Source organism: Candidatus Melainabacteria bacterium (assembly GCA_003963305.1).
Taxonomy (GTDB): Bacteria; Cyanobacteriota; Vampirovibrionia; order Obscuribacterales; family Obscuribacteraceae; genus PALSA-1081.
In genome coordinates this window covers 177,460-201,245 of the sequence record RXJR01000011.1, presented here as the reverse complement: position 1 = coordinate 201,245, position 23,786 = coordinate 177,460, and the positions used below count along the sequence as shown (strand labels likewise).

16 protein-coding genes are annotated in these 23,786 nt (G+C 49.4%); 9 read left to right on the top strand and 7 right to left on the bottom strand.

The window, feature by feature from the left end:
• Positions 1-202 precede the first annotated feature (202 nt).
• Together cax and EKK48_14260 are read left to right on the top strand one after the other, a co-directional pair.
• The gene (gene cax, locus EKK48_14265; GenBank protein ID RTL41525.1) at positions 203-1,270 is read left to right on the top strand and encodes a calcium/proton exchanger; all 1,068 of its coding nucleotides are present in this window, start codon (positions 203-205) and stop codon (positions 1,268-1,270) included.
• A gap of 12 nt (positions 1,271-1,282) precedes the next feature.
• The gene (locus EKK48_14260) at positions 1,283-2,137 is read left to right on the top strand and encodes a bifunctional DNA-formamidopyrimidine glycosylase/DNA-(apurinic or apyrimidinic site) lyase (protein ID RTL41524.1); all 855 of its coding nucleotides are present in this window, start codon (positions 1,283-1,285) and stop codon (positions 2,135-2,137) included.
• 269 nt (positions 2,138-2,406) lie between these two features.
• Here EKK48_14260 and EKK48_14255 read toward each other — a convergent pair whose 3' ends face one another.
• The 4 genes from EKK48_14255 to EKK48_14240 all read right to left on the bottom strand — a co-directional run bounded on the left by EKK48_14255 (position 2,407) and on the right by EKK48_14240 (position 6,619).
• Positions 2,407-3,150, bottom strand: coding sequence for a Bax inhibitor-1/YccA family protein (locus EKK48_14255; GenBank protein RTL41523.1), 744 nt, complete (start codon positions 3,148-3,150; stop codon positions 2,407-2,409).
• 192 nt (positions 3,151-3,342) lie between these two features.
• The gene (locus tag EKK48_14250; GenBank protein RTL41522.1) at positions 3,343-4,524 is read right to left on the bottom strand and encodes a hypothetical protein; all 1,182 of its coding nucleotides are present in this window, start codon (positions 4,522-4,524) and stop codon (positions 3,343-3,345) included.
• Positions 4,525-4,543: 19 nt separating this feature from the next.
• A complete protein-coding gene (locus EKK48_14245; GenBank protein RTL41521.1) occupies positions 4,544-5,452 on the bottom strand; it encodes a patatin-like phospholipase family protein in 909 nt (302 codons plus the stop codon).
• Positions 5,453-5,581: 129 nt separating this feature from the next.
• On the bottom strand, positions 5,582-6,619 hold the full coding sequence (locus EKK48_14240) for a flippase-like domain-containing protein (protein RTL41520.1): 1,038 nt from the start codon (positions 6,617-6,619) through the stop codon (positions 5,582-5,584).
• Between the two features lie 188 nt (positions 6,620-6,807).
• On the opposite strand from EKK48_14240, the gene EKK48_14235 reads away from it, so the two are divergent.
• The 6 genes from EKK48_14235 to EKK48_14210 all read left to right on the top strand — a co-directional run bounded on the left by EKK48_14235 (position 6,808) and on the right by EKK48_14210 (position 16,652).
• Positions 6,808-8,508, top strand: a complete 1,701-nt coding sequence (locus EKK48_14235) for an EAL domain-containing protein (protein ID RTL41519.1) — start codon at positions 6,808-6,810, stop codon at positions 8,506-8,508.
• A gap of 74 nt (positions 8,509-8,582) precedes the next feature.
• The gene (locus EKK48_14230) at positions 8,583-11,360 is read left to right on the top strand and encodes a hypothetical protein (protein RTL41518.1); all 2,778 of its coding nucleotides are present in this window, start codon (positions 8,583-8,585) and stop codon (positions 11,358-11,360) included.
• Between the two features lie 45 nt (positions 11,361-11,405).
• On the top strand, positions 11,406-12,515 hold the full coding sequence (locus EKK48_14225) for a hypothetical protein (protein ID RTL41517.1): 1,110 nt from the start codon (positions 11,406-11,408) through the stop codon (positions 12,513-12,515).
• A 51-nt stretch (positions 12,516-12,566) separates the two neighbouring features.
• Positions 12,567-13,949 (top strand): hypothetical protein, encoded by a 1,383-nt coding sequence (locus EKK48_14220; GenBank protein RTL41516.1) that lies wholly within the window; start codon positions 12,567-12,569, stop codon positions 13,947-13,949.
• Positions 13,946-14,698: an ABC transporter ATP-binding protein gene (locus EKK48_14215; GenBank protein ID RTL41515.1), complete on the top strand. Its 753-nt coding sequence runs from the start codon at positions 13,946-13,948 to the stop codon at positions 14,696-14,698. The genes EKK48_14220 and EKK48_14215 overlap by 4 nt, the downstream gene beginning before the upstream one ends.
• Positions 14,685-16,652, top strand: coding sequence for a CPBP family intramembrane metalloprotease (locus EKK48_14210; protein ID RTL41514.1), 1,968 nt, complete (start codon positions 14,685-14,687; stop codon positions 16,650-16,652). The genes EKK48_14215 and EKK48_14210 overlap by 14 nt, the downstream gene beginning before the upstream one ends.
• A gap of 130 nt (positions 16,653-16,782) precedes the next feature.
• Here the strand turns inward: EKK48_14210 and EKK48_14205 are convergent, their stop codons facing one another.
• The 3 genes from EKK48_14205 to EKK48_14195 form a co-directional block, all read right to left on the bottom strand.
• Positions 16,783-19,656: an ATP-dependent DNA ligase gene (locus tag EKK48_14205; protein RTL41513.1), complete on the bottom strand. Its 2,874-nt coding sequence runs from the start codon at positions 19,654-19,656 to the stop codon at positions 16,783-16,785.
• 9 nt (positions 19,657-19,665) lie between these two features.
• Positions 19,666-20,691 carry an ATP-dependent DNA ligase gene (locus EKK48_14200; GenBank protein RTL41512.1) on the bottom strand — a complete coding sequence of 342 codons (1,026 nt, stop codon included), beginning with the start codon at positions 20,689-20,691 and terminating at the stop codon, positions 19,666-19,668.
• A gap of 195 nt (positions 20,692-20,886) precedes the next feature.
• Entirely contained in the window at positions 20,887-21,225 is a 339-nt protein-coding gene (locus EKK48_14195) for a zinc-binding protein (protein ID RTL41511.1), read from the bottom strand.
• Positions 21,226-21,672: 447 nt separating this feature from the next.
• On the opposite strand from EKK48_14195, the gene EKK48_14190 reads away from it, so the two are divergent.
• On the top strand, positions 21,673-23,712 hold the full coding sequence (locus EKK48_14190) for a tetratricopeptide repeat protein (GenBank protein ID RTL41510.1): 2,040 nt from the start codon (positions 21,673-21,675) through the stop codon (positions 23,710-23,712).
• The last annotated feature ends 74 nt before the right edge of the window (positions 23,713-23,786 follow it).

Below are 23,786 nucleotides of genomic sequence, written 5' to 3'. Positions count from 1 at the left end.
CACCTCTTGCGGGTGATTAGTTTTTGCGGAAAAACTTTGAAGCACAATTTGGATATATGCAATGCATTAAACTTAGCTGGAATTTGAAGCGATGCTTTTCAAAAACAGCGCGTAAGTTGCTGAGCTAAATGGGCAAGTAGAAAAGACAGCAATCGAACCATTCAAGGGTAGCGAAAGCATGCGGTGCTTAGACTAGGAATCAATGAAACTCACAGCTGACACGATCTTGAACGTGTTCATTATCTTCATTCCCGTGCCCATTATCGGGGCTCATATGGGCATGCCGCCGACCATCATATTTGTCACGGCCTGTCTGGGAATTATTCCGCTTGCCGGTCTTATGGGTAAGGCCACTGAGTATTTGAGTGACAGAGTTGGCACCGGTCTGGGCGGGCTTTTAAATGCCACCTTTGGCAACGCCTGCGAACTTATTATTGCCTTTGCCGGTTTGCGACACGGTCTTGTTGATGTAGTGAAGGCATCGATCACCGGATCGATTATCGGAAACATTTTGCTCGTGCTGGGCGGTAGCATCTTGGCAGGCGGGCTGAAGTACAACAATCAAACCTTCAATCGCACCGCAGCCACTACGTCTGCGACGTTGCTCGCTCTTGGCGCAATCAGTCTTGTTGTTCCGGCGGTTTTTCACTTCGCCGCGCATATCGATCCAGGCGATGAAGTAAATCTCGCCATGGCCATCTCTTTGATTTTGTTCACGACATACATATTGAGTCTTGTTTTCAGTTTGAAGACTCATGCCAGTCTTTACACTGCTTCCGCCAATCTGGACGCCATGGATGAGGGCGAAAATCCCTGGAGCGTCAATAAATCGATCGTGGTACTGCTGGTTGCTACAGTGTTGGTGGCAGTCTTGAGCGAATACCTGGTGCACGCTGTTGAGGAAGCGGCTCACTCACTTCACATCTCACGACTTTTTGTTGGAATTATTCTTGTCGCCATTGTGGGCAACGCCGCCGAACACAGTACAGCTGTGATTATGGCTCTTAAAAATAAGATGGATCTGTCCATCAACATTGCTCTTGGTTCGGGCGCACAGATAGCTCTTTTCGTTGCGCCAGTGATCGTTTTTCTCAGTGTATTGATTGGGCAGCCTATGGATTTGCGCTTTAGCGAATTCGAAGTGCTGTCGGTTGTAATCTCGGTGATTATTTTGTCCTTCGTTGCGACAGACGGTGAGTGCAATTGGTTGGAAGGCGTTCAACTTTTAGCCGTATACTGCATTCTTGCTGTGGCATTCTTTTACGCTTGACGAGGTGACGATTTGCCTGAGTTGCCTGAGGTCGAGACTGTTTGTCGCGGGTTGCAACTGCAATTGCCCGGCTCCTTTGTGTCAGAAGTGGACGTGCTTCGCGACGACTCGATTGGCTATCCTGAAGTTGAAGAATTTATCGATCAGCTTGCCGGGCACCGCTTCGAAAGTGTGACCAGGCGCGGCAAATATATTCTCATCAACCTTGACCGAGGCGCCGGTCTGGCCTGTCATCTGCGCATGTCCGGTCGGCTCATGGTGGTCAAAGATTTGCAGCAGCCGAGTCGTTTCTTGCGCGTACGCATGGGTTTGAAAGACGGCAGAGAACTTCGTTTTGAAGATATGCGAGTGTTTGGAAGGCTCTGGTATGTTCCGCCTGGAAAAACGTTCGTTGATGTTATTCCTACACTCGGTGAGTTGGGCGTAGAGCCGCTTGATCAGATGTCGGGGGAGATTCTAGCCAGTCTCTTTGACGGTAAGAAACAACCGGTCAAGACTGCCTTGTTAGATCAGCGTTTAATTGCCGGTATCGGCAACATTTATGCAGACGAGTCGCTCTATCAGGCTGGTATCAACCCGCTCAGACCTGCAGGAACAGTGAAGCGCGCTGAGCTGGACAAACTCGCCAATGAAATTCAAAAAGTGCTTAAGCGAGCCATTAAGCATCGCGGTTCTACGCTCTCAGATTATCGAGACAGCGAAGGCGTGAACGGAAATTATCAAAACAAAGCCGGTGTTTACGGGCGCGAGGGGCTGCCTTGCCGGGTCTGTAAGAGTGAGATTGAAAGAGTGAAAATTGCCGGTCGTTCGTCGCACTTCTGTCTGGTTTGCCAGCCGATCAAAGCTGTCAGAAAGTCCAGAAAGTAAAAGGAGCCTTACTAATTCTCCACCCCTTACTCCGATGTAATTAATTCAGTGACAATGACCCCTCACCAGTTGGCACTCGACCCGCATCTATTCAATTACCTTCAAGTAAGGCCGATCGAAAGATAAGCACGCCAGGAATGGCTTCCACTGCTGGATTCAGACACTAAACTCGAAGTTGACCGGATATGGCAAAGCCTGTGAGGTCCACAGGCTTATACTTTCAGGCTTTGGTCCATCGTATAGATGGCTCGTGTATAGATGGCTCTTGCTTAGCGACTACGCAATTTCGACAGCAGTCTCAAGACTTCCAGATAGAGCCAAACCATTGTCAGCATCAAACCGAAAGCACCATACCACTCCATGTATTTTGGAGCACCGTTTTCAACATTTGCTTCAATGAAGTTGAAGTCGATAAAGAGGTTCAATGCGGCGATAGTTACAACGAACAAGCTGAATCCGATGCTCAGCCAACCTGAATCCCACATCATCGGAGCGTGCATGCCGAACATCGACATTACCATTGCCACCAGGTAATAGAGAGCGATGCCGAAAGTCGCCATGACGACGGCTTGCATGAAGTTCTGAGACGGTCTCACCAGTTTGGTTGAAAAGGCAAGCAAGAATGCACCCAGAACTGCGAAGCTGAGTGCGATGCCCTGAATAGCCACTCCCGGATATTGATACTCATACATCGCTGAGATGCCACCCAGTGCAAGACCTTCGAGTATGGCGTAGATTGGTGCCGTAATTGGTGCCGCTTTCTGATTGAAGATTGTGATCATGGCGGTGATAAAGCCGCCGATACCGCCAATCAAGATGAACGGCATGAGGGCCGAAGTGGAAGCGTTGCTCGTGAAGAACATGTGCCATGGATAAGCCGCGCTTGCGACCAGCAGTGCGCCGAGAACGCCACCTTTGATTGCCGTGCCGTTCAGCGTCATCACTGCTCCGCTTGAATCAGGCTCCGCACTCGTCCAGGTTTTTTCCCTGAATGCTGGATTGCTGGTTTTCATATTTTTTCTTACTCCTTGGTCATTCGCCCAGTGAATGCCTACTATTCCAATGTACCCCTTTTTTAGACGGAAAGAATAGTCGTTTGTTCACGGCAAAAGCTTATCCAGCGCTGCTTTACGGTCTAAAATGACCAACTTTTATCTTTATATTAGTTTCGGAGTTGGTCATTCTCGATTGCTGTCGAGCTGAACTCACTGCGCCTTCCACGCTTTCATGAACTGGAAGGCTGGTTTTGGCTTGCCTGAATTTTCGCTGACAGCCAGGGAGCAAAACCAGGCGAACTGTCTGTTTACAACTTTGAAAATAGCGACTGAGAGCGGGCGTGGATCGTTCAACGAAATGAAGTTGATTGCCTCTATTTTTCGCTTTTGTGAAAGAGCATAGTCGGCACAGGCGGCTATCTTTTGATAGTACCGGCATTGGGCATCGGGGCTGCTTTTGAATGTCACGTTGATCCCTTTTGGCGCTGTCAGGTCGAACGATTCACTAACCCAACTCGTTTCGGTTAGAAAGAGTGGTTTCCTGGAGAAGCTGGCCATGCGGCTTAGAAAATCGAGCGGAATTTGCTCAGGGCTTAAATAGAAAAATGGATAGGTAGAAACCGGCAGCAGGTCACTTCTCTCGTCGAAGTCAGTAACGCACTTTTGAAAGTAGAGATCGTCCTCGGCATCGATTCGATCGCGGTTGTTGTGGTCACCATATGTGATACTGACTCCAACTTGAGTAGCAGGACTGTATCTTTTTACAAGCGCTACAGCCTCGGGGTATATCTTTCGAAAAGCCTCATAATCAGCCGGATTCTTGTCTTTGTAGAGATTGGCTTCTACAAGCAGGATGAAGTATTCTGGTTTGCATCTGACCGCAATCTCCTGGACCAGCGCCAGATAGTCCGCCTTGACTTTCGGATCTGCAAATAGACCGAATTTCTTGTTGGCTAAAATCAGGTGAGCGCGGGGATCGTCGTACGAGAGAAGATCCAGTGCCGCATAAATCTTCAAGCCTTTAGAGCGAGCCAGCGGAACTTCTTCAAAGCTGATGGAGCGCTTATTGAGCCATTCATCCCACGATCTTTGTGTGTAAGATATTTCAGCGATTTCTTTGATGCGGTCGTAAGACTTGTCGACAGGCTCTGTTCTTTCGGTGCATTGCAATTGTATGCCCAGCCCGTAGGTTCGCTTTTGTGATTTCGTTTGTAATTTGTCCTTGTTTGTCTGCGTTGTGGGCTTTTCTCCAGGGGCTGAAACTGGCTTGCCCTGTACATTTGTTGCTGACGCCGCCACTACAAGAGCGCCAGCCAGAAGTGATGCGATGAATTTTGTTGAAAGCCATTTTGCGTCAACATAGGAATCAGTTTTTGCCTGGAAACAACTCAAACTGTTCTCCTGCAAAGCATCAGACAAGCGCCAGAAGTGACATCGCTTCGAAATATCCCTGTTCAATCAATCGCACTGAGCGTAGAGGATCGATTCCCAGGATTCCCGTATTTACTTTGCCGCTTGGTTGGAAAACTTTGATAACGAGCGGTTCTATTTCTGCTTCTGCATTGTCGAACTGTCCTGAATGCACGAGTTTGTTGTATTCATGCACCAGTCTGATACCGTCGCGAGCCGACGCATAAAGAAGAATATCGGCGCAGCGAGCCAGCACTTGCACCATGTTGCTCGGGCAGACCCCGTCATTTTCCGCCTCGACAAGGACGATGTGTATCTCCTTCGCCCCCATGTTGATCGCGGTTTGAATGGGCGTGTTACGCACCAGACCGCCATCAATCCAAAATCCCTCTCCAAAGAGAGTGCGAGCCGGGAACAGAATCGGCAATGCTGAAGATGCCATCAGTATATCGATCAATTCTTTGTGCGAATTGATATCATCGCTTGTCACCATCCGCGTCTCAAGCGTGCACAAATCAGTTGTGAGAAAGCCTACCCTGGTCGGGCTATTTTTGAATTGATCCAGGTTCATTTCGCGGTAAAGCAATTCTTCTAGCGGGTTTGTGTCAAACAACCCCCAGCGACTGCCTCGTATGATGCTTCTGATTTGCTCGATGTTTGGAAATCGAAAGATGTCTGTTGCTTTGAGAGAGGTCCACAATTCCTCCATGCGGTCGATTTTTCCCTGCACGTAGAAAGCAGCGTTGATGCCACCAATGCTAGTGCCAAAGGCTAGATCGTATTCTATCCCCTGCTCGCGCAACGCCTTGAGCACGCCAACTTCGTAGGCGCCGCGTGCTCCGCCGCCAGACAATACAAGCGCACGCTTGGGGCGCTCTATTTCCTTAAGCGTTTCGTTGATCCCAGACAATCAGTGACCCTGGTAATGAGTGTGCTCTCCTTACCTACTCTAACTTAGAAAGTAGGTTTGGAAAGGTGCAATTCGGCTCGACCGGAAAGTGCAATATGAATTGATGCGGTTCGCCGGTTTGGTGTTAAGTTATCGGTTCTTCGGACGGGACTGTTGCCATATCCAGCATGCCGCGGCCGTAGCGCAGATAGCCAGGATGGCGCAGAAGAAGTGCAGCACGGTGGCAAACGCCAGTGATTGATTCTCGTCCAGCCCGCATGTGAATTGCATGGCCTGGCTGACCAGGTAGTGAAAGCTGCCAACATTGCCCGGGGTTGGAATCAGCACACCAAATGAGCCGATTGTGAAAACGACCAGGCATTGCATAGCCGAAACGCGAGACTCTAGACCAAGCGCAAAGACCATGCAGTAGTAGTTGACCCAATAGAAAAACCAGATAAGCACCGTCATGATGGCAATGGCTGGATAGGCTGCCGGATCTGTCAATGACTTAGTGCCGACACTGAATTGAGTGGCAAGATTTTCAAATGTCTGAGCCAGTTTAGGCGAAAGCCGCTGCTTAATCGCAGGTAAATTGGCGAACCAGCGGATCATCTGCGAAGCAAGGGGCAGTGACAACAGACCCGCTATGCTGCAAATCGTAATGGCAATACCGCCTGGAATAAGGAGGGGCGCTTTGTCCAGAATTTGTTTCGGCAGCTGGGTCAGAGTCATGCCCAAAAGGCAGCCCAGCATGGCAATATCGAGCAATCGGTCGATGAACATTGTGGGCAAGACGCCCATCCATGGCAGGTTCTCGCTCTTGCTGATGGAGATCAGTCTGGCTACTTCGCCGCCACGCGGAATGACAATGTTGATTGCATATCCATAAATGACGGCACAAAATGAGTTGAAAAGGCTGATTTTTTTATCGGTCAGAGGTTTCAGCAGAAAAATCCAGCGCCATGCCCTGAGCAGGTGGCTGATAACTGCTGTGGCGAAAACCCAGAATAGAAATTCTGGCTTGGCTTGTTTGGCAAGCTCCCAGATTTTTCCAAAGTTTGCATCTTTAAATGACAACCACAGGAATAGAGCCGCAATAGCCAGCGCCATTAACTGTTTTGCTATATTTGAGCCGCGTGACGGCGGTGCTTTTTGCTCTTCGGCGCCATTCATAATCTTGTTCATGTTACATGGACTGATGAAATCGACTACTAAATCGAGCACATGTTGGGAACAATTAGAAAGGAAATGCGATATGACTTTCCTCTTTCCGGGAATGGCAAGAAATTGGAGGGCGATCTTAGCCGATCCGCGCTTGGCAACAATTACTATTTACAACTTCCTGGTATAAACGGGTTTTCGAGCAAATCAAAATGGAATCAACTGGTACGGCACAGATGGAACTGGAAAAAACAAAGGTCCTGCTGATTGAAGAGAACACTCGGGAAGCCAGCTCGCTTCGAGAGGTGCTTCGCGAAGCGGCAGGGGCCAACTTCGCAATGGAATTCACCGACCGCCTCAGCAAAGGCTTGACGAGGTTAGGGGAAGGTGGTGTCGACTTAGTATTACTGTCGTTATCGACTGAGAACGGATTAGACGCGTTTTTGCGTGTGAAGGAGCAGGCGGGCCGAGTGCCTGTGCTGGTTCTCAGTAACTCGGAGGAAGAAAAAGTCGCGGTCGAAGCGGTTCGCAATGGAGCTCACGATTACCTGATGAAGCAGGGAATCGACCATCGCGCCTTGCTTCAATCGATGCGCCATGCAGTTGAGCTGAAGAAAACTGAAGAGGCTTTGAAGGATGCGACCTTCAGGCTCGAAGCGGCTACCAGTCGATTGGAAACCCTGGCCAATATCGATGCGCTGACAGAGGTATTAAATCGCATCGGGTTGGAGAGAGCACTGCAAAGCGAATTCAATCGTGCTCAACGCCAGGGCTGGAACCTGGTTGCGGTAATGCTCGATTGCGACGATTTTGATCGCATCAATGCGTCGCTTGGTCACGCAGTCGGTGATGTTGTTCTCAAGGAGATCTCTGGTCGGCTGCGTGAAACGGTGCGACCTACCGATCATATTGCCCGCATTGGCGGCGATGAATTTTTGTTGCTCCTGCCTGACACCAGGCTGGCTGAAGGCATGTTGGTTGCCGAGAAGATTCGTCTGTCTGTGGCTGAAAGTCCACTGCGCCTGGCCTCCGAGACGATTCGCGTGACTGCCAGTTTAGGAGTGCTCGCGCTTCCGTATGAGTTCTGTTCGATTGAAGAAGTGTTGTCCCTGGCACGACTGGCTATTCGCGAAAGCAAATTGCTTGGAAAAAATCGCGTCTCGTCAGGCGAAAAGCACAAGAACAACGTCGAGAATGCTGATAAAGAGGCGCTTGCCGAGCTAACCGAAAAGCTGCGTAAGGGCGATTGCTTCAGAGCCGTCTCTATGCCGCTGTATCGCTTGAAAGATCAGTCGATTTTCGGACATGAGATCCTCAGCCGCGGTCCTGCTGGCGCTTTCGAGATGCCTGACGACCTCTTCCGGGTCAGTTGTGAATATAATTTGCTTACCATTGTTGATTTGCGATGTCTGAAAACGTGTCTGAATGCCAGTCTTGATCCCAAATTTGATCAAAATACTCGCTTCCACGTCAATTTATTCCCTTCGACGATCATCGACACGCCAATAGACAGGCTGTTGACCTTGTTTCCGCCGAATCGAAAACCGGGCAATTTCTGCATTGAAATCAGCGAACAACAGTTTATAGGCGACCCTGCATATTTGAGAGATCACGTTGCCGCCTTGAAGGAAAACGGAATTTTGGTGGCTATCGATGACGTTGGGTTCGGGCGTTCTTCGCTTGAAAGTTTGATCATTCTCGAGCCGGACATCGTCAAGATTGACCGTAAGTATGTGTCGGGAATAGCAGATGAACCAGCGAAGGCTCGGTTGTTGCGCCGACTTGTGAAAGTTGTGAACGCACTGGGTGCTGAGCTCATTGCCGAAGGCATCGAAAGAAAAGACGAACTGGATCTGCTTTTGGAGATCGGCATAGAATTCGGACAGGGTTGGTATTGGGGCAAGCCCGCATAAACCATCGCTCTCGCTGCGCTTTCAGATAAAAAATTCACTCGCTCGCTGTCTGGCGCAGGGCATACAATGTCGGCATGTCCGGGCAAAGCAAATTGTTGCAGCATGAAAAATTGGATGAGCGGCTCCTCGATCAACTGAAAGAGGTAGCGATCGCTTTTGTGCGGCAGCGCCTGGTTGAAAATTGCAAAAGCGAAATTTGCAATTGTGCTGAAATTCTTCCCGACTTGTTTGTTGACGCCGTCAAGTTTTTGCCCGGTTATTTGCAGTCAGCCAAGATCACAGTGTCTACGGATGAGTTGTGCACGTTGCTTGGCTGCGCTTATGAGCATCTCTTGCTCTATACGGTGAAAGGCGGGAAATCAGGACAGTGCTCCGTAGTAGCTATTGAAAAGAGTAAAAAACAGCTCGGCAATTTCTACACGCCGTTAAATCTGGCTTCCTTAACAGTGGAAGATGCACTGAAAGAACTGGTTTTCACTCCATCAGGCCAACTCTTGAGCCCTGAGAGAATTCTAGCGCTGAAAATTGTCGACCCTTCTATGGGCTGTGGAATCTTTCTGAGCGCAGCGCTTTCTTATCTATCGGAGCGTCTCTTCGAGAGTCGTTCTTTTGCAGGTGATGCCACATCTACTCTTGTTGAATGTCGCCGAGATGTTGCCGTCAATTGTCTATATGGAGTCGACCTCGACTTTGCGGCGGTGCGTGTTGCTCGACATTTACTTGCTTTGCAGTGTGGTATCACGCCGCATGAGGAGATTGAGATTGCGCTTGAGCAGAAGTTGAAATGCGGCAATTCGCTTGTAGGAATCTTGCCCGGTTCACGTCTCGTTGAAGAACTGCAGAAGAGCAAAGATTTTGGACAGGCTGAGAGTGATTCTCTCTGTAATGATCTGTTGGGAAGCGCAGATGGTGATATCAATCCCTTTAAGTACTTCCACTGGCCGCTGCAATTTCCTGCTCTTTTTAGTTCAAGTGATTCGGGATTTGATGCTGTTCTGGGCAATCCGCCCTGGGAGATAATCAAGCCGAATTCGCGTGAGTTCTTTCAGCAAAAACATGAACGGTTCTGGACGCTCGGTAAGCAGGAAGCTTTGCGAAAACAAGATGAACTGCGGGCTGAGGCTGATGTAGATGATGAATGGATGCGATATCGGAACAACTATAAGCTGTTCAGTCAGTGGATTCTAAACAGCGGTTGCTTCAGAATGCAAGGTACATCTGATATCAACGCCTACAAATTATTTGTTGAATTGTCGTTGATGATTGTCAGGTCGGGCGGAGTCGTGTCTTTGATTGTTCCGTCCAGTTTGTACTCTGATAAAGGATCATCCGAGCTCAGGCAAGCTCTTTTGAGAGACCATGAGTGGCGCTATTTACGGGCTTTTCAAAATTCAGAAGGAATTTTCGAAATCCATCGCTCTTTTAAATTTTGCTTGCTTCATGTTCGAAAAAGCGGCGAAACAAAAGAGTTGACTGCCAGTTTTGACCTTCGCAGTATCGAACATGCTAAAGAGTGTCAACCGATCAAATTGACGCTGGCACAGTTGAAATTGATCAGTCCCAATTGGCTGTCTGTACCGGAAGTTGACAGTGTGCGCGACTTGCAGTTGGTCGAAAAACTTGCGAATAACAATATTCGGTTCGAGGAATTTGCGACGACTTTCGATCTGAAATTTCGCCGTGAGTTTGATATGACAAACGATTCGAGCAAATTTATTTTGCGTGACGATGCCGAGCATCGCGGCTATAAGGCTGATGTTCGGGGCAGGTGGCTTTTGGGTCACTGGAAAGGATCCGGGACTGATAGTGTACCCGTTGCCCGTGCCGGTGATAGTTGTGAATGGTTTGCCTCTGCATGTGGTGGCTTTGTAATTGCTGAGGAAGATATTGTTGAGATCGCTTTGCCTCTTTATGAGGGACGGATGATCGGGCAGTTCGATGTGTCGCAAAAGGGCTGGGTCCGGGGAAAGGGACGACAGGCACTCTGGTTGCCGGTTCCGGATGGAAGAGTTTTGCCTCAGTATCTGGTATCGGTCAAGGAGTTGGCTGCGAAGGGATTGGCTGCGAATGGACTGGCGACGAGTGGACTGTCCGGCAGGGAGCCTGGTGCCGATTCTGGCAGCCGGCTTGTCGCTGAATCTGGTACCGATATTGGTGCTCTCAAACTCGGATTTCTCGGTGTGGGTTCTGCGACGAACATGCGTTCAATGATCGCTGCTTGCCTGGGACAGTACCCATGCGGCAACTCCGTACCCACTTTCCACTGTTCGGACCCGAAGGTTGTTTTAGCTCTGTCAGCTTGTTTAAACAGTTTTGTTTTCGATTATTTGTTGCGTTTGCGACTGGTTGGAAATAATCTCAATTACTTCATTTTGCAGGAGTGTTTTCTGCCTCGACCGGAACTGCTTTTTTCAGATGTCGCGATCTTAGAAATTGCGGCGCGCCTGAATTGGAATGAAAGGCACTTTGCCCCGGCGCTCAAAGCATTTATGTCTCCGGCTGAGAATAGTTCAAAACTTGAGGAGACCGAACGACTTCGGCTCCGTTGTGCGCTTGATGCCTTGATCGCCGATATATACGGGCTGGACGTCGACGATCTGGAGTATATTTTGCGGGGCTGTGATAGTGTGCAGCCGGGCAGAAGGGCGAAACGCGGCGGGACTTCGGAGCTAAAAGCGAGCCCGCGCGGGTTCTGGAGAGTCGACAAAGAAAAGCCTCCTGAGGCAAGGCAGACTGTACTGACATTGGATGCCTTTAGAACCTTGAAAACAGGCGGGCGAAGCGAACTTCTCGGCAATGAAGATGGCCTGCCTGGTTGGCGTTTGACGAGGGCTGTTTCCACTCATATTTAATCTGTGGTTTTGAACTTTTTGGTCGGATTCGACGTTTATAGATGTATGAGTACGAAATCCACAGCCGCTTTTTCCTTGCTGTCGCTTCTCTTTTGCGCCGTTTTTTTAGCATTCAAATGCGACAGCTTTTTAATTCAGCCTGTTAATGCACAGACTCCGATGCCTGCACCGTCTTTTCGCCGGGCAAACTCTGCTCCCTCTCCGGTCTCCGCTCCCTCTCCGGTCTCCGCTCCGTCTCCGGTCTCGGACCCTGCTCAGCCGACAGACAATAGTCCGGGAAAAGGTAAGCTGCTGTATGGTCAGGCTGGGTTTTCTAAGGTGTTAACGGGCGCTGAACAAGACAACTCATCCGCTCAGGCAGGCGTTCAATCTGGGTCAATCGACCTTAAACTGAGGCTGCCGCGGCCTGATACTGCGTTGCAATCGAAAACGCCCTTCCAGATGAATGCTGAGCGCCTGTCAGACTTCGTTGAGCAAAATCAGGAGCAGATGTTTGCGGCTAAGGTTTCTGAAACTGCTCGCGTGCTCTCTCGGTATGATGTGGAGTTGATCGTTGATGCGTCAATGTCTATGCGCCGACCCGATTGCCCCGGATTGATGTCTCGATGGGGCTGGTGCGGTGCTCAGTCTGTTGACCTGGCCCGCCAATTGGCTCCCTTTGCAGGGCAGGGAATAACGCTCACCTCTTTCAATCGCAATTTTGTTGTGTATGAGCATCAGAGTCCACAGCAGATTACAACCTTATTCGCGCGCACGCCGCTTGCTCTTAACACCAGGCTTGCTGAACCCCTGGCTGACAGACTTAACGACTATTTGATGAACAGTCGCAGTGATGGCGCTAAACCGCGCTTGATCGCCGTGATCACTGACGGAGTGCCCCATCCTCGGGAGCAGGTGCAGATGGTCAAAGATGTTTTGATTCATGCGAGCAACATGATTCAGGACCCACGTGAGCTGACTGTTGTTTTCTTTCAGATTGGTGGACGAGATTTCATGGGTCAACAATTTCTAGCCGAGATCGACAATAATCTGGTGGCTAATGGGGCCCATTTTGATATAGTGCAGACTGTATCTTTCGAGCATCTTCGAAAGGTTGGTTTGGCGCAAGGTTTGGCGGATGCAATCAAAACTTTCGATTATAGGGCACGCTATTAACGAATTTTGCTCAAAGCTTTCGTCCGTTTACTATCGTGATCCTCGAAATCAATGAATAACTTCTGGTTGGTTTTACGCAAAGAATTGACCTGTTGCGCCCGTGACCCGGATGTATTGATCTATGCGTTCTTGCTGCCGCTAGTGCTTTATCCATTGTCGGCTGTTTTTGTGAATGAAGCATCGCTCTGGTACGCCAGCATGCAAGAGAAAAACAGAGATGTCGTGTATGTCAAAGGTGTCTCACCGCTTTCAGCCGCAATAGCCGAAGGACTGCGGCTGAAGAAGCACTTTACTGTCATTGAAGACAATGCTTCATCTGCCGGTTCTTTGCCAGGCAGTTCGGCGGTTGATGAGCGTTCGCGCGATGCAAGTTTGGTTGCGACAGACTCTCCAAAATTAGCTGAACTGAAACGGAACGCCATTGCAGTAGTACAAGTCGATGCCGCTACGAATGAGATTTCGATTCAAGCTCACGAGACGTCGAGTCATCTAGGGACGGTTGCCGAGATGATTGAAACGGAAATCCGCGAAGCTCGATTCAAAGGATTAAAGGCAAAGCTGCAGGAGAAGGGACTTTCGACCGATATTCTCAATGTGTTCACTGTCGAACGTAAGGGTTTAAAGAAGCCTAAAACGGCAGGACCGACAGATGGCGAAGTCAAGGAATTGCTGGATAAGTTGGTGGCATTGCTTGTCACCTTCACGATTTTAATGATGACAGTAATTGGTGGACCAGCAAGCGTTTGTATGATGGCGGAAGAGCATGAGAAGAAAACATTTCTTACAACGCTTCTGCTGCCTATCGATCGACTGGTTGTAATTGTCGCGAAATTTGTCACCGTGGCTGCCATCTGTATCGGCGGGGCAGCATTCAATCTGTTTTGTCTGGGTCTGTTTGTTCTCTTTTTGTTTGGCAGTATGCTCGGTCATTCATTTAGTCTGACTCAGGTGGTAAGCGATTTTCAGCATCTGACAATCACTACCGGCAGTTATTACCTGACAATGGGTGCGATCATGGTTCATCGAATTAGACAGATGATACAGATCCCGACCCTTCCGGAAGTACTGTTGATGGTGGCATTTTTCTGCAGTACCGGTGCATTGCTATCGGCTATCTACTTGTGCGTCGCCGGCTACGGGAAGACTATAAAATCTGCACAAATGCTGGTCAGCCTGCCCATGATCTTTCTGATGGCACTGCCCACGATTGCGATGATCCCAGGTATTCAATTCAACATAAAAACAGCACTGATTCCGATTGCCAATCTCTTGATCATGCGGAAATTTGACAATCCGGCGATACTCCCCGCTGCGATTGCAATTCTCGAACCATGGCTAATTGTAGTTCTAATTCTCTTTTTTGTACGTCGTAACTTTGAAACTCAGGTTGAGGGTGGAAGAAAAAAGAAGGGCGAAACGGTGAAAACAGCATGACTGTAGAAGTGAGCCATCTGACGAAGCATTTTTACGATCCAAAGCGCGGCGACTTCGCAGCCGTTGATGACATCAGCTTCTCCTGTGATCACGGAGAAATTCTTGGTCTTTTAGGTCCAAACGGCGCTGGTAAAACTACAACGATGCGGATGATCGGCACAATTCTGACACCAGATTCCGGCACAGTGAAAGTAGAGGGTTTTGATGCCGCGGAAGCACCAACAGAGGTGCGTCGTTGTCTCGGTTTTCTTTCTGCTGAGTCGGGACTGTATGAACGTCTGACCCCGAGAGAGATACTGGTTTACTTTGCCCAGCTCAGTAAATATCCCGCGCAAGCTGTTAATAGCCGGGTTGACCAGGTGATCAAAATGCTTCACATCGAATCGTTTGCAGATACACGCTGCGAGAAGCTCTCAACCGGCATGAAACAAAAGGTCTCGATCGCAAGAGCCGTAGTTCACGATCCGCCAGTTGTGGTTCTGGATGAACCTACAAGTGGACTGGATGTGCTGGCCATTCAATCGATGCATCAGTTTATTCAAGGCTGTAAAGAAAGTGGAAAATGTGTTCTGCTGTCGACGCACATTATGAGTGAAGCTGAAAAGTTATGTGACCGCATCGCCATTGTTTATAAGGGCAAGATTTTTGCACTCGGGCGTCTCGATGAGCTCCGTGAGAAAACCGGCAAGCATTATTTGGAAGACATATTTCTCGCAATAGTTCAGGACGCCGGCAGTGAATTCGTCTGAAATTTTTACAGTCTTCCGCAAGGAGTTTAAGGAAACAGTCAGAGACTGGCGTACTTTGTGCGTCGGCATTCTGGTGCCGTTGATTCTTTATCCCGTCAGCCTCGTTGTTGCGTCGAAAATCATGGTTGAAAGACGCGCTAAGAATGACGCCGGTGTGGCACGTGTGATTGTTACGGGACCAGGTGCTGCCTGGGTCAAGGAGCAGTTTGCTAGAGACAAGCAGATAAGACTGTTGGACGAAGCATCCGATTCCACGGAAATGCTTAAGAGCGGCAAAACAGAAGTGGTTGTGAATGTGCCGTGTGATATTACGACGCCTTATGTCAAAGCCAGTGCAACACCTGCGATCACAGTTCAGGTTGATGAACTGAAAGATAGCAATGGTGCGTTTCTTCGCGTTTGCAATTTGCTTAGAGAAATGCGTTTGCAGATCTCTGAAAAGAGAATGACGGATGCAGGCATTGAAACACCCTGGTTGAAACGGTTGCACTTCAATTCCGTCAACGTCGAAGATCCGTCCAGGCGAACTGGCGCCTGGTTGAGCTTGACCCTGCCTTTGACGCTTGTGCTTTTGATTTTGACAGGAACGTTATTTCCCGCCATCGATTTGATCACCGGCGAGCGAGAGCGTGGCACGCTGCCTGTGCTGCTGGTGTCTGCAATTCGGCGTGAGAGTATCGTTTACGGAAAACTTCTCGTCGTTTTTTCAATCGGACTCGTCACAGTTGTCTTGCTGCTAACGAGTCTGATTCTCATGCTCAGTACGAGCTTGAGCAAAATTGAAGATGGCTCGGGCGCTTTTGTTCTCTCTCTTTCTCCAACAAATATATTTTTGACTGTTCCACTTGCTTTTCCGCTTATTTTGCTCTTCGGTTCAATTGGTGTGTGGATTTCAGCTTATGCTCGTAACTTTCAGCAAGGGCAGGGTTACAGCATTCCGTACCTGATGGCGGCAATGTTTTTGTCGGCAGTGTCGCTGTTTCCTGTAAAGCACCTGCCGGCTGCCATTTATATTGTGCCGGTTTCGAATGTCTGTGTTTGTATGACCGAAATTTTGCGTGGTGAAATCAATTGGACTGCCGTTCTCGTTACTTTTGTCAGCTCGAGTTGCTACGGACTGTATGTGAGCCGCATTGCAATTGATCTTTTGAGCAAGGAGGAAACTCTTTTCAAAATTCAGGTCTCGCCCGCACGCCGGAAAGATTACGACCGAATTGTAGCCATTTTGTATGCCTGTACTTTTATCGCCATGTTCTATATCGGTCAGATCGCACAGGTTCTAGACAAAGTTTACGGCATGATAATGACTCAACTGTTTGTTATTTGTCTGCCGTCGTTTGCGCTGGTAGCCTGGCTCAGGTTGCCGTTCAAAGAGGTATTCAGTTTTAACAAGCCGCGTTGGCGAGATCTCTTGGGCGCTCCGCTAATGGCACCAGGAACGGTGCTTCTCACGGAAGTACTGGTGAATCTGCAAAGTAGCGTTTTACCGATGTCGGAAACCTTTGCTAAAGCTTTGACTGACATGATGAGTACCAGAGATCAGCCCATGTGGATGATTCTTTTTGCCATGGCTGTGATGCCTGGTATTTGTGAAGAAGTGCTCTTTCGTGGGGCGATCTTTGGTTTGCTGAGACGCAGGTTCAATACCGTTGGATGTTGCATTCTGGTCGGAGTTTTGTTCGGATTTTTTCATTTGAGTGGCTATCGGCTTTTGCCGACCACTTTTCTTGGAATCATTCTGACACTAATGGTCTTTCGCGGCGGCTCGATATTTCCTTCTATGCTCTTCCACGCTTCGCACAATGCTCTTGCAATCATCGCCACATCGGTTCCGGAATCAAGATGGAACACCCCGGCAACACTTGGAGCGGCTGTAGTCAGCGCAATTGTCGGTAGTTATCTGGTCTTCGGGCCCGGTGCAGGGAACAAAACTGAGACGGCTGTCAAATCCTAAATCTGATCAATCCTGACCTGACGAATCCTGCGATCTGACGAATCCTGCGATCTGACGAATCCTGCGATCTGACGAATCCTGCGATCTGACGAATCCTGCGATCTGACGAATTCTGAGTATCCAAACAGTCTTAACCAGCTGACTTGCGTTTGCGTTTCTTGGCTGCCACTTGTGTTTCCATGGCAGATGGTGCCTTATCGGTGTTGATCAGGATTTTCTCCAGGTCATTTTTGTGATCTAGAATATCGGCCCAGAGATCGCCTTTTTCTTTCAAGCGCTCTGGTACAGTGCGCATCGTAAAGTCGTGCGGGTATACGTGGCCTAATTCACTCCATTCGATTGGTGTCGAAATAGTCGCTTCCGGGGCAATTCGTGGCGAGTAAATTGACCCCAGTGTTTTGCTGCGCGCATTCATGTTGTGATCGAAGAAAACTTTGCCTGTGCGTTTGACAATCGCCCAATCCATCGTCACATCTTCAGGGTGCTGTTTCATTACCTGTTTGCCGATAATCTCGGCGAGCATCCGCACTGTTGGATAGTCAATAGTTCTTACAATTGGCACATAGATGTGGAGCCCGGTTCGGCCCGAGGTTTTGATGAAGGCAGCGATTTTAAGGCTGTCGAGCAGCTCCTTCACCCAGAGAGCAACCTGACATGCTTGCTTAAAGCCTTTTTCGTGCAGCTCGGGCTCTTCTCCCTTCTTTTCCTTGCCACTGTAGGTGTATGGGTCGAGATCGATGACCATGTAATCCGGGTAGTTCATCAGAGATGCTTCCAGGGTCTCTGCATCGCCCGTATACTTTCGTGGAAGTGTCGAGCCTTCGGGCTGTGGATTGTTGCGTGTGTGCGATGTATGCAGTTCTAAATCTGCAATCTGCGCCAGCCACAGCAGGGTCGACAGATTGTTGCAGACGAGAAAATCTTGATCTACTCCCGCGTGTTCTGTGAAGTGTCTGACTGTTTCTACAAATGGTGGCAGCTTGTGCTCCCAATGCTTCTGATAGAACTTACCCTGACCGATGCCGTTGGGGAACCGCACCATTGTAATGAGCCGGTCGCGCAGATGTGGTAGCAAATATGGTGCTACTCTGGTCAGATATTTAGCATAATCGCGTTTCGTTACGGCTTCCATATCCGGAGTCGCCGGCCAGAAAACCTTGTTCAGATTGGAGAAGGCAATCTTGTTTCCTTCCACTTCCAGCTCGAGTTTTTCCCCGTCCGTGTCTAGCTGCTCTAGAATTTCCGCGGTCATGGAATCCTCCTCGCTGTTCTCCAGTTGCTTCGCATGCTTTGATTGCTTCTTGCTGTAGCCTGCCCCGGTTGCAGTTTTAGAAGTGGAGCGCTCGTTCTTCTCGTCAATTTGATCATTCTTGATGGTGCCTTTTGTCGACTTGACTGCCTTCAAATCGCTAATCTGTACCATCGGTGTTGATTTGACTTCGTCTTGCTCAATGTCCTCTCTGAGGCGCAGGAATACTGGAGCGCGGAGGATTTTATCTTGAGTCCATTCGGCGAATTTTATTTCGGCAATTAATTCTGGTTTTACCCAGGTTGGGTTCAGTTTACCCGGCGGCTTTTTGCTGAATGGGCACCTGGTGACCACGAGTGGCTTCATCAGTTTCATCAGTGCTTTTAGTTTCTTGTCGTCAAAGCCCGTTCCTACGCCGCCTACATAGACGAGCTTGCCCTGCTCGTCGTGAGTACCAAGAATAAGAGAACCGAATGTGTGATTTCGCGCTCCGGTGCCCTCGGTGTATCCGCAAATCAAGAATTCTGCGCTGGCAGTTGATTTGATCTTGAGCCAGTTTTTTGATCGATGCCCCACTTCATATGTGCTGTCGATGCGCTTGCCTACTACGCCTTCGAGCTCATTGGCGACACAAGCTTCATAGGCTGACTCTCCCTCTGTTGGGAATTGTTCGATGATGCGGATGTCGTGAGTTGGTCTGATTTGTTCGACAAGAATTCTGCGTCTCTCAGATAGAGGTTCGTCTTCGAGGCTGCGCCCCTGGCAGTGGATGACGTCAAACAGGTAGTAAATGATCGGCGCGCTGCCGCCTGATTTCGTCTTGGTTGGTTTGCCGCGTTGTTGCAGATGTTGGAAGGATGGACGACCCTTTTCATTTAGAGCGACTATCTCGCCGTCCAAAATCAGATCTCCCGGATACTTGCTAAGGCTCGCTGCGATCGCCGGAAACTGCGATGTTAAATCAAGGTCGTTTCTGGATTTAAGTGTCACCTGTCCGTTTTCGATAAATGCGATTGCCCTGATGCCATCCATTTTTGGTTCGAAAACCCAGCCCGCTTTGCTGAATGGTCTTTCGGCAAGACTTGCCGTCATAGGCTTTATGGTGCGGGGAAAGCGTTTTGCTTTGCCTATCTCAACCCTGGGTGCCTTGATGGACTTTCCTTTTTTCCCCGCCTTCACATCTGCCAGTGTGCGTCCAGTCAGCACAGATTCTTCCTCTTCGGTTGGATCTTTGTCTGTTCGGACAAATGCATCGGAGTGCTTGATCAAAAGCCACTCCTTTTCCGTCTTTTTGATCTTGACCAGTGTCCAGGAGCCTTGTAACTTCGAGCCTTCCAGGAAGATGGAAATTTTTCCTTTCTTAAGACCTTCACGCATGCGTTCTTGGGCTTCTTCTCTATCGTTCCATGACAGGATGCCGCCTTCATCTGGTGTGTATGTGCCACTATCCCAGACAATCACTTCCCCGCCGCCGTACTGGCCTTTCGGGATGATACCTTCGAAGCTGCCGTAATCCATGGGGTGGTCTTCTGTCTGCACAGCCAGTCGCTTTTCGGCGGGATCGAGTGCTGGACCTTTTGGTACCGCCCAGGATACTAAGACCCCGTCTATCTCGAGGCGAAAATCATAGTGGAGTCGCCGTGCGGCATGCTTCTGTATAACAAATTTGAGAGCGCCGTCCGCCTGAGCGGGTGCTTTACCGCTGGGTTCTGGCGTCTTTTTAAAGTCACGCTTTCGGTTGTACTCTTTGAGCATGTCGTCTCCTCAGGACTTAACCGATGGCGCTCTGTATCCGTGAATCTGCTCGTAGGTGCACTGTTCAGGCGCTTTGTCCGGTCTCCAGCGAACGAAGCGTGTACCGTGCCTGAATCGCCCATTGGTGAAGTGATCGTATGTCACCTCAGCAATCAAAGTATTTTTGAGCGGTTCCCATTCAGTGCTTCGTTCTGTGCTCCAGCGGCTTGGACCGCCCGGAGCGTCTCCTGTAAAACCTGGCTTTGCGATCAATGGTTCGAGCTTTTCTACCAGTTGAACCCGCTCCTTCGCGGTAAACGATGAGCTGAACCCCACGTGATTGAGAAGCCCTTTCTCGTCATGCAGACCAAGTAGAAGCGAGCCAATAGCTTTTTTAGTGCCTGTGGCGTAGCGGAAGCCGCCAACCACACAGTCAGCAGTGCGCAGTTTTTTGACTTTTTGCATGCCTTTTCTGTTGCCTGACTGATATGGCAAATCCAGTCTTTTGGCGACGATGCCATCGAGGCGATTGCCCATCTTTGCCAACCAATCATCTGTGACGGTAGCGTTTGTGGTGGCAGGAGACAGCACGACATTCAAATTGCCGGTCAGATATTTCGCTGCGAATTTTTCCAGGTTCACGCGCCTGCTGCTCAGCGGTTCCATCACCAGTGACTCATTCCTTTCGTCTGTGAGAATGTCGAAGACAATCATTACTGCCGGTGTCTCCCGGGCCAGTTTCTTTATTCGGCTGGCTGCCGGGTGAATGCGCTGTAGAAGGTCATCAAAGGAAAATTCATTTCCTGACGGCACTACGATTTCACTGTCTAGAACGAAGCAGGGCGCATCAAGATTCTGTAAATATTCGATTATTTCTGGAAAGTATCTGCCGAGTTCGCGGCCGCTTTTAGATTGCAGCTGAATATCTTTTCCTTCCTTGAAAGCCAGGCAACGAAATCCATCCCATTTGGGCTCATACTGCCAGCCTTCGCCTCTCGGCAGTTCACTTGTGAGAGTTGCCTCCATCGGTTCATAGTCTTTCGGAACAGGCAGCATTAAATCCTCCCGGACATGGCGATGGATTAGAGACGTAGGTAACCGTCGATCGGTGCCCACAGGATATAACATGGCAAAAAAAACGGCGGTAATCGCGACCGCCGCTTTTGCTGTTTTCTTGTTAAGTCCGTGGCTTATTGGGTTTGCGCCCTGGCGTGCCTCTCAATACCTCAGCCTGCTGGCTGCTACTGGTCGTTAACTCGCTGCCGACATGACGTGACCGTCGTCATCTGTCGGCGAGTGACTCTTTTTTTGGGAGTAAAAACAGGTATTGCATATCACTGGTTTGTGTCCGTTTGGCAGAAACGGCACACGAGTGGCTCGTCCGCAACCGCTGCATGGCACTTCGGCTGTTTGTTGGACTGTGCTGCCCGGGCGCTGGCTGCGAGACAATAATCGACAGTTAGGGCAACGTTTAGGTTCGTTGCTAAGACCTTTGTCTTTGAAAAAATCCTGTTCGGCTCCGGAGAACACGAACGTGTTTCGGCAGTCACGGCATGTCAACTGCTTATCGACGGTGGTAGATTTTTCCATGTTTATGTACCTTGGGCTTTGATGGGCTACGGAGGGTCTTCAGTCTTTCCGAATCAGTCGCCTCGTGGGAACCTGAGGCTCGGTCGGATTCTGTGGGTCACAGCAGTTGTCGTGTTGACTTCGGAGCTGCGGTTGCACAGCGCGTTTGAGCAATGCTCATGACTTATCTTAAGTAGCCTTTGTGCGCATTTCGTGTAGTCACTACACAAATGCCGGTTGACCTTTCCCGTGGCGCTTTCCGGCATTTAATGAAACTCCTACGGTTAATCTTTAACGGACAGGGATGCCTATTCAATTGATCCCTTTGCAATTGTGCAAACGCGCCACAGGAGCCGATGATTTAAGATTCATAATGTGGATGGCGGAACATAGGCCCCCCAGGGGCGTCGATCCGACTACCATTACTATGTTCAGTTACTATGTTCAGTGTCGGTGAGAGGCAACAAGATGTTCAGGTGTTCAGAGGCGTCCCGTACACATCGAAAACGCGTTATCAGCAGTTTTAATCGCGTTGGCGCTGTCACACTGGCACTTTCTCTTTGTTTGTCGGGCAACCTCTTTTTAAATTCGTCCTTCGCTCAGAGTCCTGAGCCTGCGGAGTCCGCGACTGGTTCTCAGGGAGAAACTCGACCAGCAGCTGCAAGACCAACGGGAGCTGGTGAAACCGAAGCATCTGCGCCGGTTGCCTCTCCAGAGGCGAAAAGCAATATCCGTCGCGATTTATCAGCTGCTGCTGATTTAATGCTTGATGGAAAATATTCCGAAGCCGCTGACTTGTATCGTTCGATTTTGAACACGAATGCCAAAGAGACTAACGCTCTGGCTGGTCTTGGAATGGCGCTGGGACGACAGTTCAAGCTTGATGCCGCAGATGAGCAGTTTGAGAAATTACTTCAGATCGACCCGAATAACGCCGTGGCGCATTGCGGAAAAGCGATGGTGTTGCTCAATCGATTGCAGTCCTCCAACAACTCTGTCATTAAGAGCCGCACACAGATTTTGAAAGAAGCCGGAAAAGAATGTAACTTGGCTCTTGACGCTGATCCTCGTGTAGTGGAAGCTCACTTTTTACTTGGACGTGTCTACAAAGAAGAAGGGCGCTATGATCGCGCTGCACAAGCCTTCCAGGGGGCTATTAAACTTGATCCGCATTACTCGAATGCTTATGCGCAACTTGGACTCGTGCAAGTTTTGTCGAATAAGTTGAGTGAAGCTACTGAAAGTTTCAAGAAAGCAATCTCGATTAACTCGGGCAATTCGACTGCGCATTTCGGTATGGCGCAAGTTGCTTTCAAGCAAAATCGGCTCGAAGCCGCGGTGGCGGAGTTGAATATTTCGCTCTATCAGAATCCAAACAGTTCGCCTGTGCATCAACTGCTGGGCAAAGTTTATGAAGCTCAGGGTAATACCAACGCGGCAATCAAAGAGTTCAAAGAGGCAATACGCATCAAACCTGAACAAGCTGCTCCTTATCTGAGTCTTGCAGGTGTTGCCGAATCACGCGGCGATATGGAGATGGCTATTGCAGAACTGCATTCGGGTCTGGAAATCATGCCAAATGAGCCTGAGCTGCTGATTCGAATTGCCAACGACTCATTGCGTATTGATAAATTTGATGATGCAATCAAGAACTTCGAGCTGGCGGATGCTGCTGCTCCGGGTACTGCAGCACCTCTTGAGGGGGTGACGAGAGCTCTTTATTTGAAGGCTCAAAAGGAAGCATCAGGTGCATATTTTGCCAGCAATGATCTCGCTAAGGCTAATATTCTTGTTCAAAAGGCTTTGAAGCTGAATCCAACCAGTGTGCAGTTGCGACTGGTCGATGCCAAACTGCGTGCATTGTCCGGTCAACCTGTCAGTGTGGCAAAAATGCCTCTGCCGCAATCTGACGCAGAACGTCCTGCCTATGCCGAGTGCTTGATGGCCCAGGGCAAGTACAATGAAGCCACAGAACAGATGTATAGAGCGATCAACTCCACTAACGATTCGACGAAACTATTCGCTATCGCCGATCTGGCATTGATGATAAAAGATCTTCCCTCCGCTGAGCTTGCATATAAACGCGCAGCCAGTTTTGTTGGAAATGCAGAGCGGGCCAACCGTGGCATGGATCTGATCTTCAAGGAGCGAGAGGAAGCGAAGCAGAACTTGAATCTGGCCAATGATCTGGCGCGCAGTCGGCAGTTGCAGAGCGCAATCGATAAGTACAGGCTCTCGGCCTATCAGGATCCAAAAGTGGCTGACACTCATTTGTTCCTTGCTCAGACAATTGAAAAGTTGTCGGAACAGACGAGCAAAACTATGCGTGAAACAATCGCTCAATACAAAGCATATCTTGAGCTTGCGCCGGGAGTTCCGGCTGCTACACAAGACAAATTGCAGAAGCGCGTTGCCAAATTGGAATCGAAGGCGCAGAAAATTGAAGAATCAGCATCCCAGCCTGGCCAGCCTAAACCGAGTCTACTAGGGCGTCTTTCTACGCTGTGATTCAATTCTCGCAAAAATTATTGTTGCTTGAAGAGTTTTTGGATCGGCTGGCTGCGTTTCCAATTCTTCGTCTG

Bases quoted from the DNA above. Each gene is read 5' to 3' on its own strand.
- EKK48_14225 (RTL41517.1), top strand. From the start codon at position 11,406: ATGAGTACGAAATCCACAGCCGCTTTTTCCTTGCTGTCGCTTCTCTTT.
- EKK48_14235 (RTL41519.1), top strand. From the start codon at position 6,808: ATGGAATCAACTGGTACGGCACAGATGGAACTGGAAAAAACAAAGGTC.
- EKK48_14190 (RTL41510.1), top strand. From the start codon at position 21,673: ATGTTCAGGTGTTCAGAGGCGTCCCGTACACATCGAAAACGCGTTATC.
- EKK48_14205 (RTL41513.1), bottom strand. From the start codon at position 19,656: ATGCTCAAAGAGTACAACCGAAAGCGTGACTTTAAAAAGACGCCAGAA.
- EKK48_14215 (RTL41515.1), top strand. From the start codon at position 13,946: ATGACTGTAGAAGTGAGCCATCTGACGAAGCATTTTTACGATCCAAAG.
- EKK48_14200 (RTL41512.1), bottom strand. From the start codon at position 20,691: ATGCTGCCTGTTCCGAAAGACTATGAACCGATGGAGGCAACTCTCACA.
- EKK48_14230 (RTL41518.1), top strand. From the start codon at position 8,583: ATGTCCGGGCAAAGCAAATTGTTGCAGCATGAAAAATTGGATGAGCGG.
- EKK48_14195 (RTL41511.1), bottom strand. From the start codon at position 21,225: ATGGAAAAATCTACCACCGTCGATAAGCAGTTGACATGCCGTGACTGC.
- EKK48_14240 (RTL41520.1), bottom strand. From the start codon at position 6,619: ATGAACAAGATTATGAATGGCGCCGAAGAGCAAAAAGCACCGCCGTCA.
- EKK48_14220 (RTL41516.1), top strand. From the start codon at position 12,567: ATGAATAACTTCTGGTTGGTTTTACGCAAAGAATTGACCTGTTGCGCC.
- cax (RTL41525.1), top strand. From the start codon at position 203: ATGAAACTCACAGCTGACACGATCTTGAACGTGTTCATTATCTTCATT.
- EKK48_14255 (RTL41523.1), bottom strand. From the start codon at position 3,150: ATGAAAACCAGCAATCCAGCATTCAGGGAAAAAACCTGGACGAGTGCG.